13 protein-coding genes are annotated in these 15,090 nt (G+C 68.9%); 8 read left to right on the top strand and 5 right to left on the bottom strand.

Annotated elements, in window-relative coordinates; all coding sequences use genetic code 11:
- Nucleotides 1-185: 185 nt before the first annotated feature.
- Nucleotides 186-425 carry a hypothetical protein gene (locus GSF22_RS19510; protein ID WP_208815141.1) on the bottom strand — a complete coding sequence of 80 codons (240 nt, stop codon included), beginning with the start codon at nucleotides 423-425 and terminating at the stop codon, nucleotides 186-188.
- Nucleotides 426-1,377: 952 nt separating this feature from the next.
- On the opposite strand from GSF22_RS19510, the gene GSF22_RS19505 reads away from it, so the two are divergent.
- From GSF22_RS19505 to GSF22_RS19480, 6 genes are all read left to right on the top strand, one after another.
- On the top strand, nucleotides 1,378-3,492 hold the full coding sequence (locus GSF22_RS19505; RefSeq protein WP_208815139.1) for an ATP-binding protein: 2,115 nt from the start codon (nucleotides 1,378-1,380) through the stop codon (nucleotides 3,490-3,492).
- Between the two features lie 122 nt (nucleotides 3,493-3,614).
- Entirely contained in the window at nucleotides 3,615-4,286 is a 672-nt protein-coding gene (locus tag GSF22_RS19500; protein WP_208815138.1) for an alpha/beta hydrolase, read from the top strand.
- Nucleotides 4,265-5,974: an SUMF1/EgtB/PvdO family nonheme iron enzyme gene (locus GSF22_RS19495; RefSeq protein WP_208815137.1), complete on the top strand. Its 1,710-nt coding sequence runs from the start codon at nucleotides 4,265-4,267 to the stop codon at nucleotides 5,972-5,974. The genes GSF22_RS19500 and GSF22_RS19495 overlap by 22 nt, the downstream gene beginning before the upstream one ends.
- A complete protein-coding gene (locus GSF22_RS19490; protein WP_208815128.1) occupies nucleotides 5,971-7,239 on the top strand; it encodes an aspartate aminotransferase family protein in 1,269 nt (422 codons plus the stop codon). The genes GSF22_RS19495 and GSF22_RS19490 overlap by 4 nt, the downstream gene beginning before the upstream one ends.
- Nucleotides 7,239-8,219, top strand: coding sequence for a Gfo/Idh/MocA family protein (locus tag GSF22_RS19485; protein WP_208815126.1), 981 nt, complete (start codon nucleotides 7,239-7,241; stop codon nucleotides 8,217-8,219). Before GSF22_RS19490 ends, GSF22_RS19485 begins: the two co-directional genes overlap by 1 nt.
- A 322-nt stretch (nucleotides 8,220-8,541) precedes the next feature.
- Nucleotides 8,542-9,090 carry an NUDIX domain-containing protein gene (locus GSF22_RS19480; protein WP_208815124.1) on the top strand — a complete coding sequence of 183 codons (549 nt, stop codon included), beginning with the start codon at nucleotides 8,542-8,544 and terminating at the stop codon, nucleotides 9,088-9,090.
- A 371-nt stretch (nucleotides 9,091-9,461) separates the two neighbouring features.
- Here the strand turns inward: GSF22_RS19480 and GSF22_RS19475 are convergent, their stop codons facing one another.
- Both GSF22_RS19475 and GSF22_RS35755 read right to left on the bottom strand, forming a co-directional pair.
- The gene (locus GSF22_RS19475; RefSeq protein ID WP_208815122.1) at nucleotides 9,462-9,902 is read right to left on the bottom strand and encodes a hypothetical protein; all 441 of its coding nucleotides are present in this window, start codon (nucleotides 9,900-9,902) and stop codon (nucleotides 9,462-9,464) included.
- A 145-nt stretch (nucleotides 9,903-10,047) separates the two neighbouring features.
- Entirely contained in the window at nucleotides 10,048-10,890 is an 843-nt protein-coding gene (locus tag GSF22_RS35755) for a DUF4253 domain-containing protein (RefSeq protein WP_208815120.1), read from the bottom strand.
- A 241-nt stretch (nucleotides 10,891-11,131) separates the two neighbouring features.
- Between GSF22_RS35755 and GSF22_RS19465 the strand changes: the two genes are divergently transcribed.
- Nucleotides 11,132-11,539 carry a YciI family protein gene (locus GSF22_RS19465; RefSeq protein WP_208815118.1) on the top strand — a complete coding sequence of 136 codons (408 nt, stop codon included), beginning with the start codon at nucleotides 11,132-11,134 and terminating at the stop codon, nucleotides 11,537-11,539.
- Nucleotides 11,536-12,681: an RNA polymerase sigma factor gene (locus GSF22_RS19460; protein WP_208815116.1), complete on the top strand. Its 1,146-nt coding sequence runs from the start codon at nucleotides 11,536-11,538 to the stop codon at nucleotides 12,679-12,681. Before GSF22_RS19465 ends, GSF22_RS19460 begins: the two co-directional genes overlap by 4 nt.
- Nucleotides 12,682-12,784: 103 nt before the next feature.
- Here the strand turns inward: GSF22_RS19460 and GSF22_RS19455 are convergent, their stop codons facing one another.
- Both GSF22_RS19455 and GSF22_RS19450 read right to left on the bottom strand, forming a co-directional pair.
- Nucleotides 12,785-13,444, bottom strand: coding sequence for a response regulator (locus tag GSF22_RS19455; RefSeq protein WP_208815140.1), 660 nt, complete (start codon nucleotides 13,442-13,444; stop codon nucleotides 12,785-12,787).
- Nucleotides 13,445-13,518: 74 nt separating this feature from the next.
- On the bottom strand, nucleotides 13,519-14,826 hold the full coding sequence (locus GSF22_RS19450) for a sensor histidine kinase (protein WP_208815114.1): 1,308 nt from the start codon (nucleotides 14,824-14,826) through the stop codon (nucleotides 13,519-13,521).
- Nucleotides 14,827-15,090: the final 264 nt, after the last annotated feature.

Raw genomic sequence — 15,090 nt, 5'->3', positions numbered from 1 at the left:
CCCGGCCGCGAAGTCCTCCAACTGCGCCCGCACCCGAACGAGTTCCCGCTCATCCACGCATCGCACCCAAACACCACCACGACCCGCATACAAGCGACACGCCACAACGACCTAACAAAGCACTACTAGTGGCTCGGATCCGAACTGCCCTGGTCGGCGGCGACCCCGCCGACCAGGGCCACCGGTCAGCGGCGACCGGTGGCCAGGACGATCAGAATCCGGTCAGCTTGCCCGCTGATGCCTCTGGGCCGGTCCCGCTGATGACGATGCAGCAGACCCGTCGAGATGGGCGTACGGGTGGCGAGTTCCTCCAACGCCGCCAGCACTGCGGTGTTGCGTTCCCGTGGCAGGTCCTCCTGCTGGCCAAAGCATCGCCACACGACTGGGTCGATGTCCTGCCACCACAGTCGGGGTGGGCTCGGCATAGGCTACCTCCCGGCTAACTGCGGCCTACCGCGCCAGCTTCTCCGCACCGACCGATACTTCCGCTACCACGTGAGATCAACTGGTGACAGCGTGGTTAGGCTACATGGGATCTCGGTTCTCACCGCAGCCCCTTGCCGGCGGGTCACCGGTAGGTACCACCGCTGCCGGAGCGACCTGAAAGGGAACTGTCAGGTTGAACCCGGGTTCGTGACCCTGGATGTACGCGTGAATGCGCCGTCGATCAGTCGGGCGTGCGCAGTTCGGTACGGGCCTGTCAGTGGTCGGTTGCGCCTCGCCGACCATGGCGACGAGGTGAAACGGGGTGCGAACGTGTCCGTCGGACGCGCCACCGTGGGATCGTCTCGGTCGGCGGCGATCTTCTGGGACGCCGGGCGGCAGTCTGGTCGGACGGGGTTGTTCCACTGCTCGAAGCTGAGGTCGGCGTACCACATCGCGTGAGGATCGCGTCCAGCCCGCACCATCCCCTCGGTTCTCGTTCGATCCGACCGTGCGTGTTGTCGGCGAGCTCATCGGATGACGGACCCGTGATGCCGTCGTGCGGTGAGCCCATCCTGCTACCGCAATGACCGGGCCGATCCGGATTGGCAGCCACGAGAACTACCAGATGAGAATCCCACAGCGGTACTCCCACGTACAACGTTCCATTCCGGTCAAGGTCACGGATATTTGCGCGACCACGCCTCCCATAACGAGCGTCTTACCTGCATCGATCGATCAGAGGCGCCGACCGTGGTGGAGACGGCGAAGCGGGTTCTGACATCCCGCGAGGAGCCGTCACACCCCTATCACCGGATGACGCATCCGGCACAATGCCCCTAAATCCTTCGGGTTCATTTGATTCATGAAGACCCCTCGACCAAACTGACAGGACAGTCTTTCACCCGATGCAGAGACGGATCGTGGTTTCGACACGAAAGTGGGGTCTGTTCTGTGGGTGGCATCGCCTCCGAGCTGAGCCAGTGGCTCGGCCTGGTCTCAGCCACCCTGGCTGCGCTGGCGGCCCTGCTCGGACTACCGCCCCTGATCAGTCACCTCCGGCGGGACAGGCAGACGAAAGCAAAGACCATCAAGGTGTTGCTGCCCTCCCGGATCCGGCTCATCGACCGGGTGAACGAGGTGGCCCAGGTGCTGGAGCACCTCGACCGGGGCGAATACCTCGTATCGATCGAGGGAAGCATTGGCGTGGGCAAGAGTGCACTGGCCACGGAGGTTGCCCATCGGCTGGCCGAGCGGCGGCCCTCCCGGCGCAGAGGTGGTCCGTTCACGTCACTGGTCTGGTTCGACGCGCACAACGATACGTTGACGTTGAGTGACCTGGCGCGGAGCCTCAGCCTGGCGGCCGGCGATCCGACGCTGTCCGCCGCACCGGCGGAGCACAAGGCGGAGGCGCTGCGCGCACACCTGGCAGATCATCCGACGGTCATGGTGATCGACAACCTTCGGCTGACTGCGGCGGGCGCCCAACATCTCGTCGATTTCCTCAAGAACCTTCCGAGCGGCTCACTTGCTCTCGTCAGCACGAACACTCCGGGCAGGCTGCCGGCACCGCGGGTACTGCTGCAGGAGTTGCAGCTCAGTTATACCCGCGAGCTGCTGGTACGGGAGGCACAGCGGCGCGGTGTTGCCGACATTGTCGGCGCAGACATCCAAACATTTGATCGAGTCCATCACCTCCTGGGCGGCAATCCCCGTGCGATAGAGCTCTTCGTGCTGGCCTCCTCGCGGGAAGGCCGTTCCTTTGCGAGCCGACTAAATCAGCTTGAGGGCGGATCCATCGGGCTGGCTGATGCGTTGTTCCGTGCAGTGTGGCAGGACGTGGACGAGACGGGAAGACGACTTCTAGCGGTCTGTGCGTACCTGACGGGAAGCGCAAATGCGGAGCAGTTGCAGGTTGCGCTGGCGCTCTCTGACGCTGAGGTCGAGGCAACGGCGGAGCAGTTGTGGTCCGACGGCCTTCTGTCGTCCCACCGTCAGCACGAGACGACGTTCTACCGCTGTTCGGCCGCACTTCGGCTGTTCGTACTGAACAACACCGCCGTCGAGGACACCAGCGTGTTCGCCGACCGCCTGGCCCGCTATTTCATCGGACGGTTCGGTCGGGACTGGGAGGACGCGGCCGGCGCGAGCGCTCATATCGACGCCATCCGGATTCTCCTCACCGACCTGTACCGGCGCGGATCACACGATCAGTGTTTCCAGTTGTTCGAAGTCACCTTGGACATCTTCTTCACTCTGGGGCTGTTCGACGATCGCATCTCGTTGGGTTGGGTCGCCTACGAGGCGGCCACCGCCGTCGGCGACGACGAACGACGGTCGTTGGCGCTGTCGGTGATCTCGTCCACCCATGCGATTCGCGGCGAGCATGCTCTGGCGGCGGAGACGTCCGAGATGGGCCTGCGCATCGCCCGGAACGCCGGGTCGGTGAAGGAAACCGCGCGGCAGTTGCGCTGTGTCGGCTTCCATCTGTTCCGGGCTGGTAGGGCAGCAGAGGCCTTGGCGGTGGTCTGCAGCGACCACGAGGACGCCGAGGAGATGGCCCGCGTTGCCGGCGACGTCAACAACATGATCGACATTCAGTCGCTCGTCGGTGCGGCGCACTGGCATCTGGGCCAACTGGACCGGTGCGAGCTGACCGTACGTCGTTTTCTGGACGCCTGTGAGCAACTGCCATGGGAGCGGGGCAAAGCGTACGCGATCCGGGACCTGGCCGAGGTGACCCTGATGAGACGGTCGTTCCGGGACGCTGAGCTGCTGTTGAGGCAGGCGCGGAAGATCGCTGAGCAGTACCGCGACGTGCGGCAGTTGGTCCGAGTCGACCTGACCGAGGCACGCATCCACCTGTTCCAGGGCCGGATGCTGCGGGCCCGCCGCCTGGCCCACCGAGCGGCGGCCAACGCCCACGGACTGTCCTTGTCCGGTGAACGCGCGGAAGCCGAGGCGGTCTGGCGGTCCGCGCGAGCGGCGATGGTTCTGCCGTGGGTGTGGCTCCGCACCTATCAACGGCCGCGGATCAGATTCACCGACCAGACCGTCGGCGGCGACTAGTGGGAATGAAAGAGGATCAGGAAATGGATTCGGGAATCACTCACGTTCCTCACCGGGTCAAACTGGGCGATGACTGGCTCGCAGGGGTGGTGACGACGCCAGCAAACGGGGACACTTCCCGAATGGCCCTTCTGCTACACGGCGGCCCGGGAGGACAGAAGAACGGACCAGACAACCTATATTTCGATCTCGCTGAACGCCTCGCCTCCACGGGTGTCGCCTCGGTGCGTTTCGACTTCCGGGGCTGCGGTGAAAGCAGCGGCAGCTACCGCGACATGACCATCGACCGGCAGGTCGAGGAACTGCGCGCGGTGCGTGGGTTCGTTGACGGGCGCTACCACCCGACGGCCTGGGCCCTGGTCGGGGAGAGCTTCGGTGCGACGATCGGACTGCGGGGTTTCGACCAGGCCTACCGTGCCGTCGTGCTGCTCTGGCCCGCCATCTGGCTCCTCGACGGTGCCTTCGAGTCGTACGTGACCGCGGACAACCTCAGCGCCGCGCAACGCGACGGCTACGTGGAGCTCGACGGAGAGCAGATCGGCGTGGACTTTCTCCGCGAGTTGCAGGACGTTCAGGACGTCAGCGCTCCTCTGCGGGGCCTGCGGATCCCCACCTTGTTCATCCATGGCGAAGCCGACCAGGAGGTGCCGTTCTCCCAGAGCGTGCACGCCGCGCAGCTGGTAGATGACGGCAGGCTCGTCGCCGTCCCGGACGGCGACCATTGCCTGCAACGACCCGAGGAGAGAACGATCGTGTACGACGAGACGGTCTCATGGCTGCACCAACACCTGTAAGTATCGGTGCCCTTCTGCTCGCTCCCGCCAGCTACCGGCATCTGCCGGCGGTGCCCTGGCTCGCCGACGGCGAGATCCACGCCGGCCTGCGATGGCAACTGGACCACCACTACCGGGCCAACGTCGTCAGCCTCAAGGACAACCAGCTCGGCAGCCCCGGCGCGGCCCGCAACGCCGTCGCCTGCGCCCTGCAGACCCTCGCCGACAGTGACATCCTGCTGGTAGCCGTCGCGGGGCACTACCGACAGTTCACCCGAGGTCGCGACACGCTCGCCGCACTGGCCCTACCCGGATCGGTTCCCGGACGGCCGCGCAGCATGCTCGCCATCGCAGACCTGCTGGAACCCCTGGTCGACACCGCCACCACGGTCATCGTCTGCGCGGACCTGATCGGTGACCAGGACCCAGCCGAAGCGCTGGCGAGGACCCCGGGGGTGTCGGTGCTGTACACATGTCGGACGACACCGGCCGACCTGAGCCTCACCTGCCACGATGCTGTCTGCTGCGTCTTGGAAGACCTTGCCGCCGCAGGTGCGCAACGGTCGACGGCGGACCTCCTCGACGACGCCCGGCAGCGGTGTGCAGCTGCCGGTGGCGACGCCCGGATGGTCCACAGGGCAGCTGATACAGCCCTCGCCTCGGTCTTCGCTGTCGAGCAGCTGCCGGCTTACCTGCGTGAGGACCTGTCGTCGCTCGACCCCGGATCGCGTCTCGATGCGGTGGCGGATCTGGCGACCGTGGCCGATGGCAGCCCGTTCGCCAGGGCGATTCTGACCCGGCTGGCGGTCAGTGACCGGGCGCAGCAGGTACGAAGCTACGCCGACGTGGTGGTGCGACAGGCCGAACAGCCGTCACTGCCCTGGCTTCTCACCACCGGTCGGATACCTCGTGAGGCCTATGAGGCGGCGCTGACCGATCCGGTGGTGCCGCAACTTCTGCCCCAGCCCGCCGGAGAGGCGGTGATCGGCGTCGACGCACCCGATGGGCAGCCCAGCTGCCGTCCCCGGCACACCGTCCGGCTGGCACCGTACCGGCTGGCCCGCACCGTGGTCACCAACCGTCAGTACCTGGCCTTTCTTGCCGCAGAGGACGGTCCCTGTCCCGACCACTGGGCCACCGACCGGCAGCTGTGGGCTGCTGGCGACCTTCCGGTGGTGATGGTGTCGTGGCTGGATGCCGCACGCTACTGCGCCTGGCTGACCCGCCACCTCCACTCCACTGGAGGTCTTCCCGCCAGTGCACGCATCGTTCTTCCCAGCGAGGTCGAATGGGAAAACGCGGCCCGCAACGGCCGCAGCGACCTCCACCCGTGGGGTGACAGCCCGGATCCGGGGCACGCCAACATCCGCAGCACCGGCATTCACGGACTCGTCTGCCCTGGCCATTTCTCCCCTGCCGGCGACAGTGTCACCGGCTGCCAGGACCTCATCGGCAACGTGTCGGAATGGACGCGCAGCCTGTGGGGCCACGGCGGACACGATCCCACCTACCGCTACCCCTACCGGGGTGATGACGGGCGTGAGGTCGACAGCGGTCGCGCAAATGCCCACTACGTCATCCGTGGTGGCACGTTCTACTACGCCACCGAATGCGCCAACTCGTTTACCCGCAACCGCTTACGGGCCACCGCACGGCACCCCGCCAACGGCTTCAGAGTGATGTCTACCGACGACGGGACGGCAGGGTGACACCCGACACCCACTGGGACGCCGAACTCACCGTCCTCGGGCCCGGCATCTCCGAAGCGGTGCAGTGGGCGAAGCTCGTCGTCCAGCACGCCGAGGGAATGCACCTGACCGATTCCACCGGCCGCCGCGTCACCGACCTCATGGGTGGCGCCGGCGTCAACCTGCTCGGCCACAGCCACCCCGCCTATCTGGAGGCCATGGGCCGCCAGATGAGCAGCTGGATGATCGGCGCCCACGCCGGTGCCGCACGCCTGGAGATGACCAGACAACTCCGTCAGCTGCTGCCGGCGCACCTCAACCGGATACAGCTCTACAGCGGCGGAAGCGAGGCCGTGGAATCCGCCATCCGACTGGCGAAATCCGCGACCGGCCGATACGAGGTCCTGTCCTTCTGGCAGGCCTTCCACGGCCGCACCCTGGGCAGCCTCGCCCACACCAGCGGAGCCAGCACCGCACTCGGACCCACCGCGCCCGGCAGCATCAAAGCCCCATACGCGAACTGCGCGCACTGCCCCCTCAAGCTCACCCACCCCCGCTGCGGTCTCGCCTGCGTGGAGCTCACCCGAGCGATCCTGCGGGAGCAGTCCACCGGATCACTGGCCGCGATCCTGGTCGAACCCGTCCAGGGTCGCGCCGGGAACATCGCCCCGCCGGCCGGCTATCTCGCCGCGCTCCGACAACTCGCCAACGACCACGGAGCCCTGCTTATCGCCGACGAGTCCTTGACCGGCATGGGACGTACCGGCGCCGTCCTGGCCAGCGACAGCCCGGACAGCCGACCCGACATCGTGGTCCTCGGCAAGGGACTCGGCAACGGATACCCCGTCTCCGCCGTCTGTGCCTCCACCACGTTGATGGAGACCGGGCCCTACGGCTCCCCCAGCGCGAGCTCCTCCAGCTACGGCGGTTTCCCCCTGGCCTGCCAGGCCGTCGCCGTCGTCGCCGAAACGGTACGGGTCGAGCAGCTCGCCGAACGGGCGCGTCGCCTCGGCGACCGAATCCTGCACCGGTTACGGCATGATCTCGCCGATACGCCACTGGTCGCCGGCGTACACGGCCGAGGGCTGGCCATCGGCGTCGAACTCCACGTCACCGGCAAGGATCAGCTGCGCCGTGTCTTCCAAAGCCTCCTGCACGCCGGCATCCTCGTCATGACCGGCGGGCACACTCTGCGGCTCTACCCGCCCCTGACCGCCGATGCCCACGAGCTCGACGCGGCCGTCGACGCCCTCATCAACGTCCTGCAACGCCACCCGGCGCCATGATGACGCAGGTCGCGATCATCGGCTACGGGAGGGCCGGAGAGGCACACGCCCGCTGCTACCACGCCCTACCTGCGACCAGGATCGCGGCAATCGTCGACCCGACCCCGGCACGACGCGACGCCGCCCGACACCACTTCCCGGACACGGCAGTACACCGGAGCCTCACCAAGATAGACACCCGCATCGACCTGGCGGTGATCTGCACACCGCACGACACCCACGAACGCCACATCGAGCAGGCACTGCTGCTCGGCATGCACGTCTTCTGCGAGAAGCCCGCCTTCCTCGACCCCGGCACCGGCCGCCGGCTCATGTCCCTCGCCCAGAAACGCCACCTCGTCATCTACCCGGGGCACAACTACCTGTTCTCCCCACAACTTCAGAACCTGAAGCGGCACACCACACCCGAGCACATCGGCCCCATCACCCACATCGAGATGACCATCGACCGGACACAGCCCGCCCGAGGCATCCCCGACTGGCAGCCGACGTGGCGCAGCGTCGCCTCCGGCGGCATCCTGACCGACCACGGCCCCCACTGCATCTACCTCAGCGAATGGATTGCCGGGCGGGCCATCCAACAGGTCACCTGCCACACGGAACAAGACCCCACCGGCGTCCCGGATCGGGCCGAACTCACGCTCCATCTGCACGGCACCGTCACGTCCCACATCACGCTGTCGTGGACAGCGGACATCCGCCGCACCATCTACACGGTGATCGGTGAACAGGGGTCCGTCACCACGGACCCCACACCGCGCGACACCTGGCACTCCCGAAACCACCTGGTCGTGCCGCCGCCCACAGATGACCGCCACGCACACGACAGCTGGATGCCGCCCCTTGCCCGTGACGTCCTGCGCCACCTCTGCGAGCAAGTCGCCACCGATCCGGCTCAGCAGGCACTCACCGTCGCCCGGGTGCTCGCGGCGGCGTCCCAGTCCGCTTCTCTCAACGGTCGTTCCTGTTCCGTCTGCTGAGGCTGCGCAGGGTGCCAGGCCATCCAGGGCAGCCGAGGGCCTGTCGGTATGGCGGCGCGAGTGCGGAGCCGGGTACGGTTCGAGAGCAGCCCCACACTGCACGAGCTTCCGATTGCTGGCGCACGCGCATGACGAGGCATCGACGTGACGATCAACCTTGCGGCAGCTGGCCAAACGATGCGTGCCGCGCCTGACAGCGGACACGGGAAGTTGTTCTTCGTGGACGGACACGACAGCCGGGCCCTGATGGCAGTCACCGACCGAGATGAGATGACCCGAGCTCCCGCCGGGCGATGTCACACTGTCGCGCTAGGTTCCGGCCATGAGCCGTGGTGAGTTACAGCGGCAGTCGCTCGAGGCCGCACTGGGCGACGTTGCCGCAGCAGTCGTCGAATTCGAGGGCGTCGCCGGCTGGCTGGCCGCCGTCGGCAGCAGTCCGGTCGACCCGCTGGGGGCCGAGGTCTGGGTGTACGACACGGACCTGACCCAGGTGCTGCTGGTGTGCCATCCGTGGCGGGGCTGGGTCCCGCCCGGAGGAAGAGTCGAACCCGGGGAGCCACCTCGTGCGGCAGCCCGCCGTGAGTTGTTCGAAGAGACAGGTGTCGTGGCCGATCTGCTCACCCGGCCCGCCGCTGTCTGCGTCCGCTCGTACCATCCCGATCATCCGGCGACGACGCTGGGATTGTCGTATGCCGCGATCGTCGACCGGGCTGTTCCGCTGCTGGCCGAGCCCGGCCAGCCCGTCGCCTGGATGAACCTGGATCACCAGTGGGAAAGCTGCTTCTCCGACGACCCGTCCCGCATCCGTCGGCATGCGCAGTGGCTGGCCCGCCCTGCCCGATCTCAGCCGCGTACCCGGGTCCGCGGATGACGTACCAGCTGCTCCGGACCAGCCGCTGGAGCCGGTGATGCATCGTCCGCTCGTCCGACGTCCAACTGTCCGTGTATCCAGATCGGCCCGTCCGCCCTGTCGCCGGATTTCCGGGACTCGTCGCCCAGTACCCAGCAGTCTGCTGGATGTCATACCAGGCTCGGCGCAGACCGAGCCAGCCGTCACTCACGCGGCGTGCCAGTACCGCACAGCCAGAATCAGGTGCACGCATGTGCCGCTGAGACGGCGCGAGCCGCTCGCGGCCCTCGACCACGATGTGCGGTGGGGCGTCGTGGGCGACACACAGCGCTGATGCTGGCTCAGGTCCCGGCTGCCCTGGTCGGCGGCGATCGGCCGACCAGGGCCACGGGTCAGCGGCGACCGGTGGCCAGGGCGACCAGGAACTGTCCGCCGCCCGCCTCGACGCTCGCGGTCACCGGCAGTCCGGGTACCAGCCGGGAGAACCGGTCGACCAGCCAGTCCGCCGCCTCCTGGGCATCTTTCTTGCTCGGGCACCGGGCGACCAACTCGCGGCCACCCTTGCGTTCGAGCCGCTCGGCGACGGTGATCAGCGGCGCGGGCTCCACCACACGCAGGCGGTCCGGCCAGGCAATGGTCACCTTGACCGCGCCCTTGCGGCTGTTGCAGGCGCGGTGCGCCAGTCGCTCGGCGACCTTCGCCTTCTTGTCGGCGGTGCGACTGTCGACGCTGGGGCCACGGGCGTCGTTCACCGACATGTTGGCGTCGACCGGTTCGTCGCACACCCAGCATCGCCAGTTGTCACGCCTCGCGACGTCTTCGAGGAGACTCATCCGAGAAACCTAGCCGGTCAGCCCTCCGGCTCTCGCATGCCGGCGATCGGACGTCACGATACTGGGTGCCGCTGTCCGGCGTGCGATCGTGCCGATGCGCGGACGTCGGTGTGACGCCTTTTGTCCGCCGCCGACGGCGAGCAACTCAGTCCCACCAGAAGGACCACCAGGCCCGGTTGGTGAGACTCTCGGCGTAACGCGTGAGCGTGTCCGTGCGGGACTGCCACACGTTGTCGGGGCAGAACGCGAAGTGTTCCGCGGCGACGTGTAGTGCGTGTTCCGCGTCGGTGGGTGGCGCGGCGACGCTGAGGTAGAGCTCGGCTGGTCCGAGTCCGACGACTCGGGTACCGAACCGTTCCTCCCAGCTTCGCAGCACCGCGCTGAACTTCGCGGTGTCATTGTCGTAGTTCAGCGGTCCGCACCAGCCGAGAACGGCCGGCACGTCCGCACTGCGGATGCTGGCACACAGGCCGAGCCGTGGCGCCGTCAGCCACTCCTCGGTCAGCAGGTGTTGTGCGAACTCGGCGGCCCGTACGGCCGGGTCTTCCTGCAGCGTGCCGGCAGGCGCGAGTCCGGGCCAGCGATCACCGAACGGTGCGGTGACGGCCAGCCGCTCCGGCACGCCGAGCATGTCGTCATCTTCGTCGACGGTCGTGTAGGCGGACCACCAGGTGGCCATCAGCGCCGCAGGGTCGTGATCACCGGGCCCTGATCTGACGAGGCCCGGGTCGAGTTCACCGGTCGTCCACGGGCTGTCCGGCTCGTACACACGTCCCCCGAGAAGCAGTGGCCACAGCCCCGTCGGGCCGTGATACGCCTGAAGGGATCCCCACAGACCCACACCGGGGCGGCTGTCACTGATCCACAGGACCGGTTCTTCGAGAAGCCCCGCCTCGCTCTCGTACACCACTCGCCCGGCCGGGAGGTCGAGACTGAGAGCGCCGCCGCCCGGGTCGTGTTGCAGGTGCGTCAGCGGGTTGGGTGTCACGGAGCGCAGGGTACCGAGCGGCCACGACAGTCAGAGTCTCGCACCTGGTGCGCTGCGCGTTTCGGTCGGGAAGAGGGCGTCGTGGTGTATTCGCCGCCGCGGGGACGGGGCATGCGGTGGTGGGCGTGGAGTCTCGGATGCCGCGAAAAACATCTCGGTGGGATGTCGAGAACCCCGGTGTGGCTCCGTCCCCGGTGCGAACTCGGCCACAATGGGGCCGTACCGCGCTGAGGAGAACACGATGGCCAAGTACCTGCTGCTCAAGCACTACCGGGGCGCGCCGGCGCCGGTCAACGACGTGCCGATGGACCAGTGGACGCCGGAGGAGGTTTCGGCCCACATGCAGTACATGCGTGACTTCGCCGCCCGGTTGGAGGGCACCGGCGAGTTCGTCGACGCCCAGGCGCTCGCCCCGCAGGGCACGTTCGTCCGCTACGACGGTGAGGGGCGTCCGCCGGTCACCGATGGGCCGTTCGCGGAGACCAAGGACCTGATCGCCGGCTGGATGGTGATCGATGTCGAGAGCTACGAACGGGCGCTCGAACTCGCCGGTGAGTTGTCGGCGGCGCCGGGTGCCGGTGGGAAGCCGATCCACGAGTGGCTCGAGGTGCGTCCGTTCTACGGCGAGCAGGCCACGGCCACCGAGTGAACGAGTCGCTGCTGCGGGAGCTGGTGCCTGCGGTGATCGGTGTTCTCGTCCGTCGCGGAGCTGACTTCGCGGCGGCCGAGGACGCCGTGCAGGACGCCCTGGTCGAGGCGGTGCGGGGGTGGCCGGACGGCCCGCCGCAGGACCCCAAGGGCTGGCTGGTCACGGTGGCCTGGCGTAAGTTCCTCGACGCCGTCCGCGCCGACACCTCGCGGCGGCGGCGGGAGGAACTGGTCGAGGCCGAGCCCTCGCCCGGCCCGTGCGGGGCGGTGGACGACACGCTCCAGCTGTACTTCCTGTGTGCGCACCCGTCGCTGACACCGGCCTCGGCGGTCGCGCTCACGCTGCGCGCGGTCGGCGGTCTGACCACGCGGCAGATCGCGCGGGCCTACCTGGTGCCGGAGGCGACCATGGCCCAGCGGATCAGCAGGGCCAAACGGACCGTGGCCGGTGTCCGGTTCGACCAGCCCGGGGACGTCGGCACGGTGCTGCGTGTGCTCTACCTGGTGTTCAACGAGGGCTACTCGGGTGACGTCGACGTGGCTGCGGAGGCGATCCGGCTCACCCGCCAACTGGCGGCCAGGATCCGGCACGAGGAGGTCGCGGGCCTGCTGGCGCTCATGCTGCTGCACCACGCGCGGCGGCCGGCGCGGACCGGTGTCGACGGTAGGCTCGTGCCGCTGGCCGAGCAGGACCGCAGCCGGTGGGACACCCGCCTGATCGCCGAGGGTGTCGACGTGCTGCAGGCCGCTCTCGTCCGCGACCGGCTGGGTGAGTTCCAGGCCCAGGCGGCCATCGCCGCGCTGCACGCCGACGCCCGGACGGTCGAGGAGACCGACTGGGTGCAGATCGTCGAGTGGTACGACGAGCTGGTGGCTCTCACCGACAGCCCGGTGGCCCGGCTCAACCGGGCCGTCGCGGTCGGGGAGGCCGACGGTCCACGGGCCGGCCTGGCGGCTCTGGCCGGGCTCGATCCTGCCCTGCCCCGGTACACCGCCGCTGCGGCGTACCTGCGCGAGCGGGACGGTGACCCGGTGACCGCAGCGCGGCTCTACGCGGAGGCTGCCCGGTCGGCGGCCACCATCCCGGAACGCGACCATCTGACGCGGCAGGCCGCCCGGCTCAACGCGCGGCTGCGGGGTTGAGCGGCGGCCCGACGCGAGCGGTGCAGGGGCCCGACGGCGGGCGGTACCGGCTCTGCACCGGTCGGTGGCGGGCGACGCGCTGCCGGGCTCCGGTCCTGGCGGGTCAGGCGCGGAGGTGGGTGAGGACGGCGAGGACCCGGCGGTGGTGGGTGGTGGCGTCGGCGGGCAGGTCGAGTTTGGTGAAGATGTTGCGGACGTGCTTCTCGACCGCGCCGTCGGTGACCACCAGTGTCTGGGCGATGGCGGTGTTCGAGCGTCCCTCGGCCATCAGGGCGAGCACCTCCCGTTCGCGTGGGGTCAGGGCGGCCAGCGGGTCGTCGCGCCGACGCCGGACCAGGAGTTGACCGATCACCTCGGGGTCGAGCACCGTACCGCCCGCCGCCACCCGGCCCAGTGCGTCCAGGAACTCGTCGATCGCGGCCACCCGGTCCTTGAGCAGGTAGCCGATGCCGCCTCCGCCGGGCCCGCCGGTGGTGGCGAGCAGGTCGTCGGCGTACGACACCTCGACGTACTGGGAGAGCACCAGGATGGGGGTACGGGGGATCCGGCGGCGGGCCTCCACCGCCGCCCGCAGTCCCTCGTCGGTGTGTGAGGGTGGCATCCGCACGTCCACCACCGAGATGTCCGGCCGATGGGTGACCACCGCTTCGACCAGGGCGTCCCCGTCGCCGACGGCTGCCACCACGTCGTGCCCGGACTCGGTCAGCAGCCGGATCAGCCCTTCCCGGAGCAGTACGGCGTCGTCGGCGATAACTATCCGCATGGTTGGGGTGTCTACCACCTCGCCGCCCGGCCCGGGTGGCCGGGACGACCCGGTGGGCGGTACCGGGTCGTGGCTCACCGGGGAAGGTCGGCGCGGATCTCGGTCGGGCCGCCGGCCGGGCTGGCCACGTGGAGGGTGCCGCCGGCGGCGCGTACCCGGTCGGCGATCCCGCTCAGGCCGTGTCCCTTGGCGAGGTGGGCGCCGCCCACGCCGTCGTCGCGTACCGCGATCTCCAGCCGGTCGGTGCCGCCGGTCACCTCGACCTGGCAGGCGGCGGCTCCGCTGTGCTTGGCGACGTTGGTCAGCGCCTCGGCCACCACGAAGTAGGCGGTACTTTCGGTCGCCGGGTCGAGCCGGCCGGCGGGCGTACCCAGGTCGCTGTCGACGGCCAGTTCGGTGGGGACGAGGGCGCGGGCGGCGAGGGCGGCCAGGGCGCTGGGCAGGCCCCGGTCGACGAGGATCGGCGGGGCGATGCCCCGGGACAGGGCGCGTAGTTCGGCGAGGGTCTCCCGGGTCTGGCCGACCGCTTCGTCCAGGGTCTGCCGGGCGGCGGCCGGGTCGTTGGCGAGCTGCTGCCGGGCCCGGCTGAGGTCCAGGGCGAGACGGACCAGCCGCTGCTGCGGGCCGTCGTGGATGTCGCGTTCCAGCCGCCGCAGGGCGGACGCTTCGGCGGAGACGGCGGCCCGTTTCTGTTCCTCCAGAGTGCCGATCCGGTGGCGCATCTCGGCCACCCCGGTCAGCAGGGACCGGGCCAGGCCGGCATCGAACCAGGCGCAGGCCCGCGCGACCAGCGGGAGGGTGAGCAGGCAGAACAGGCCTATCGCGGTGTTCAGGCCGACGCGCGCGGCCGTTCCGTCGCCCATTCCGAGGAGCTGGCTGAGGTCCTGGTTGCCGGGCCCGCGTGGGATGGCCCAGTCGTACGCGCCGTAGAGCGTGCCGGCCACGGCGACCGCCCACCAGACCAGCAGCACCACGAAGGTCAGCAGGGCCAGCGGAAGCCGGACGAAGGCGTGCAGCAGGTCGAGCCAGGACTGTAGGTCACGCATCGGCACCACGACCCGCCGCCAGAAGCCCGCGCCCGGTGCGGGTGTCAGGTAGTCGGGGCGTACCCGGGGCTGGCGCAGCACGGCGGGCAGCCGCAGCCGTTCGATGTCGGCCAGCCCTCGGGCGGCGTACAGGGTGCCGGCCAGGACCGGCAGGCCGAGCGCGGTGACCAGCAGCCCGGCGGTGAGCGAGATCCCGGCCACCGCCACGACGAAACCGATCAGTGCCAGTGGCAGGCCGGCGAGCACGTAGCCGGAGTCGGCCAGGAACTGTCGGACGAGGCTGCGGTGGGGCGGGCTGGTGGAGGTCGGCAGGGTGGCCGGTGGTGCAGCGGTCATGCGCCCAGGTTATGGATCGGGTTTCGTGCGTCCCATCCTGTCCGCAGGTCTGTTGAGGGTGGGGTTGTCCCTACCTTCGGGCTCCCGATGGCCTGGCGTCGGCAACCGTCAGTGGTCCTCGTCCGGGCGGTTCGTCGCGGATTCGCGGGATCTGACCGGGTGACGGCATGGAAGTCCTGGCTGGTCAGGGGGGTTTTCGCGGCGCCGGGCCCGACACTGGGCGCGTCCGGCAGACGGAGCTACCCTTGCGCGTCGACATCACCC

It is taken from the genome of Micromonospora echinofusca (assembly GCF_017614955.1).
GTDB lineage: Bacteria > Actinomycetota > Actinomycetes > Mycobacteriales > Micromonosporaceae > Micromonospora > Micromonospora echinofusca_A.
This window is presented reverse-complemented; position numbering and strand designations above follow the sequence as displayed.

What these genes read in the sequence shown, in the direction of transcription:
- GSF22_RS19510 (WP_208815141.1), bottom strand. Translation starts at nt 425, where the DNA reads ATGCCGAGCCCACCCCGACTGTGGTGGCAGGACATCGACCCAGTCGTG.
- GSF22_RS19500 (WP_208815138.1), top strand. Translation starts at nt 3,615, where the DNA reads ATGGCCCTTCTGCTACACGGCGGCCCGGGAGGACAGAAGAACGGACCA.
- GSF22_RS19495 (WP_208815137.1), top strand. Translation starts at nt 4,265, where the DNA reads ATGGCTGCACCAACACCTGTAAGTATCGGTGCCCTTCTGCTCGCTCCC.
- GSF22_RS19485 (WP_208815126.1), top strand. Translation starts at nt 7,239, where the DNA reads ATGACGCAGGTCGCGATCATCGGCTACGGGAGGGCCGGAGAGGCACAC.
- GSF22_RS19480 (WP_208815124.1), top strand. Translation starts at nt 8,542, where the DNA reads ATGAGCCGTGGTGAGTTACAGCGGCAGTCGCTCGAGGCCGCACTGGGC.
- GSF22_RS19475 (WP_208815122.1), bottom strand. Translation starts at nt 9,902, where the DNA reads ATGAGTCTCCTCGAAGACGTCGCGAGGCGTGACAACTGGCGATGCTGG.
- GSF22_RS19465 (WP_208815118.1), top strand. Translation starts at nt 11,132, where the DNA reads ATGGCCAAGTACCTGCTGCTCAAGCACTACCGGGGCGCGCCGGCGCCG.
- GSF22_RS19455 (WP_208815140.1), bottom strand. Translation starts at nt 13,444, where the DNA reads ATGCGGATAGTTATCGCCGACGACGCCGTACTGCTCCGGGAAGGGCTG.
- GSF22_RS19450 (WP_208815114.1), bottom strand. Translation starts at nt 14,826, where the DNA reads ATGACCGCTGCACCACCGGCCACCCTGCCGACCTCCACCAGCCCGCCC.